Source organism: Aeromonas sp. R2-2 (assembly GCF_040908355.1).
Taxonomy (GTDB): Bacteria; Pseudomonadota; Gammaproteobacteria; order Enterobacterales; family Aeromonadaceae; genus Aeromonas; species Aeromonas veronii.
On the sequence record NZ_JBFODQ010000077.1, the window covers coordinates 1 to 2565 of the forward strand.

At 55.7% G+C, this 2565-nt stretch carries 1 protein-coding gene and 1 pseudogene; one reads left to right on the forward strand and one right to left on the reverse strand.

Features of this window, described 5'->3' with window-relative positions:
- Positions 1–107: 107 nt before the first annotated feature.
- Positions 108–1457: pseudogene (gene istA / locus AB5Z09_RS16780) on the forward strand (IS21 family transposase); the annotation flags it as partial.
- A gap of 26 nt (positions 1458–1483) precedes the next feature.
- Here the strand turns inward: istA and AB5Z09_RS16785 are convergent.
- Positions 1484–2565: IS4-like element ISAs18 family transposase (locus tag AB5Z09_RS16785; protein WP_368195402.1), on the reverse strand; the 1082-nt coding region annotated here is incomplete at its 5' end.

Here is a 2565-nt window from a genome sequence, read left to right on the forward strand (position 1 = left end):
AACAGTGTTCAACATCCCGGAATCACTGTTCACATTCACCGGAATCATCCTTAACGCATTGATTTAACAACCTTTGATACGCTCTCCCTTTTGCCAGGGAAGAGCCTATGTCTGCCAAGAGGATTGCAATGCGTAAAATTCGTGAAGTGCTGCGACTGCGGCTGGAAGCTGACCTCTCTGTTCGCCAGATAAGTTGCTGCACCAAGGTCAGCGTTGGCTCCATCCAGAAACTCCTCAAAAGTGCCCAGACGCTCGGCCTGACCTGGCCCTTACCTAGCCAGCTTGATGATGGCCAACTGGCGGCCCTGTTCTATCCGCAGGCCGATACCACCATCTCGGCCCGCCATGTTGTACCGGATTGGCCCTCTGTCCATCAGGAGCTCAAGCGTAAGGGGGTCTCCAAACAACTGCTCTGGGAGGAGTACACCCAGCGCTATCCCAACAGCTGTTACAGCTACTCCCAGTTCTGCGACCGTTACAAATCCTGGTGTCAGTTGCAAAAGCGCTCCATGCGCCAGATCCACAAGGCGGGGGAAAAGCTCTTTATCGACTACTGCGGGCCCACGGTGCCCATCGCCTCGCCCTCCACGGGGGAGGTCCGTCAGGCCCAGATCTTTGTCGCCGTGCTTGGTGCGTCCAACTACACCTTTGCCGAGGCTACCTGGTCACAGTCACTGCCGGACTGGTTGCAAAGCCATGTCCGTGCCTTTGAGTTTTTCGGCGGTACACCTGCACTGCTGATCCCCGACAACCTCAAAAGCGGTGTCAGCAAGGCTTGCCGATACGATCCCGAGCTCAACCCCAGCTACCAGCAGTTGGCCGAGCACTATCAGGTGGCAGTGATGCCAGCTCGCCCTTACAAGCCCAAGGATAAAGCCAAGGCTGAGGTGGGTGTGCAGATCGTCGAGCGCTGGATCCTCGCCCGCTTGCGCCACCAGACCTTTTTCTCGCTGGCCGAGCTCAACCAGTGCATCCGGGCCTTGCTGGACGAACTCAACGAGCGCCCGTTCAAGCAACTGCCCGGTAACCGGCGCGAGGCGTTTGAGCAGTTGGACCGCCCGGCGCTGGGACCACTGCCGGTGCATCCCTATCGCTATGTCGCCATCAAAACGGTCAAGGTCAACATCGACTATCACGTCAGCTATGAGCAGCACCACTACTCGGTGCCACACCAGTATGTGGGCCAGCAACTGGAGCTCCATGCTGGCGACACTTTGCTTCAGGTCTATCACCAGCAACAGCTGGTCGCGAGCCATCCGCGTAAAACCATCCCGGGGATGAGCACGATCCCGGAGCACATGCCGGAACGCCACAGCAAGCAGCAACGCTGGACGCCAGGCCGTCTCAAGCAGTGGGCTGCTGATATCGGACCGGGCACCTTGTGCTGGGTGAGCGAACGGCTGGAAGAGAAAGCCCATGTCGAGCAGGCATACCGACTCTGCCTGGGGCTACTGAGCTCAGAGATCCCCTCATTTTTAGAGACTCAAATAATTCCAAGTGTGCGGGTATATAAGCGGTGTTGCTTCAGGTAGTAGATAAATTTATCCATCAACAAGACCGCATTGGCTTCTTTCATTTTAGGTAGCAACTGGTAATAGATGACCCCTTGCCGAAAGAACGAATAGGTTCGGCTCTTGCTGGTATTGACCTTGATCGTTCTCTCTAGACCGACACTGTCTCCAGCCTTACCCAGCAGCGTCAGCAAGACGATGGCCAGGGCACTGAATAAAAACAGTCGGTCGCGCCGGACCGGATTACTGATGTGCACATCTCCCATACCCATGCCGAATTTGTAATCTTTGATATCACGAAAACTGGTCTCGATACCCCAGCGCTGGCCGTATAGTTGCAACGCCTTGGCGGCGCTCAGGTCGGTCCGGTTACTGGCCAGAAACCACGCGTCTTTCATGCCACTCTTATGACAACAATAGACCCGTTCGACAGGCTGTCGCTGCCCAGTTAGCTCCACCGCTTTGAGGGTTCGGGTGCGCCCGGTCGGCGTTAGCCAGTGCCGAGCTGGAACCTGCTCTACACCAGGGTAACCAACCAAAACATTTCCTTTAAATCTAATGAGATAAGCAAAGCCTAGCTCTTGCTCCAGGCGTTCGAACAGCTCCATGTAACCAAAGCCGCGGTCAGCTACTACCGTCACGAAGATACCCTCTGGCAACGTCTGCTTGAGCTTGGTGAGCAGCTCTTTCTCATGGGCATTGCGTTGCCCTTTGAGCAACGATTTCCGATGGGTTTTCCACAGCAGCGGAGTACTGCGACCGTGGTTGGTTTGCAGGCTGATAACCAAGGTACTGTGATCATCGGCATCGAATTCGGTCCAGTCCATGGAGACTACGATCTCGGTACGTTCACCGACCACATAGGGCACCCAATCGTCAAAGAGGCTCCAGACATTGAGCTTGGTGTTAGTGAGCAGGCGATCCACCTGTTTAACCGCATGTTTACGTTCGAGACCGTTGGCCAAGGAGAGGCCACTACCGATGGCGTGGATGGCCAGTGAACCTGACTCGATAACCCCGAGGGTAGCATTGGCGAGGGAAAGAACACGCTTAG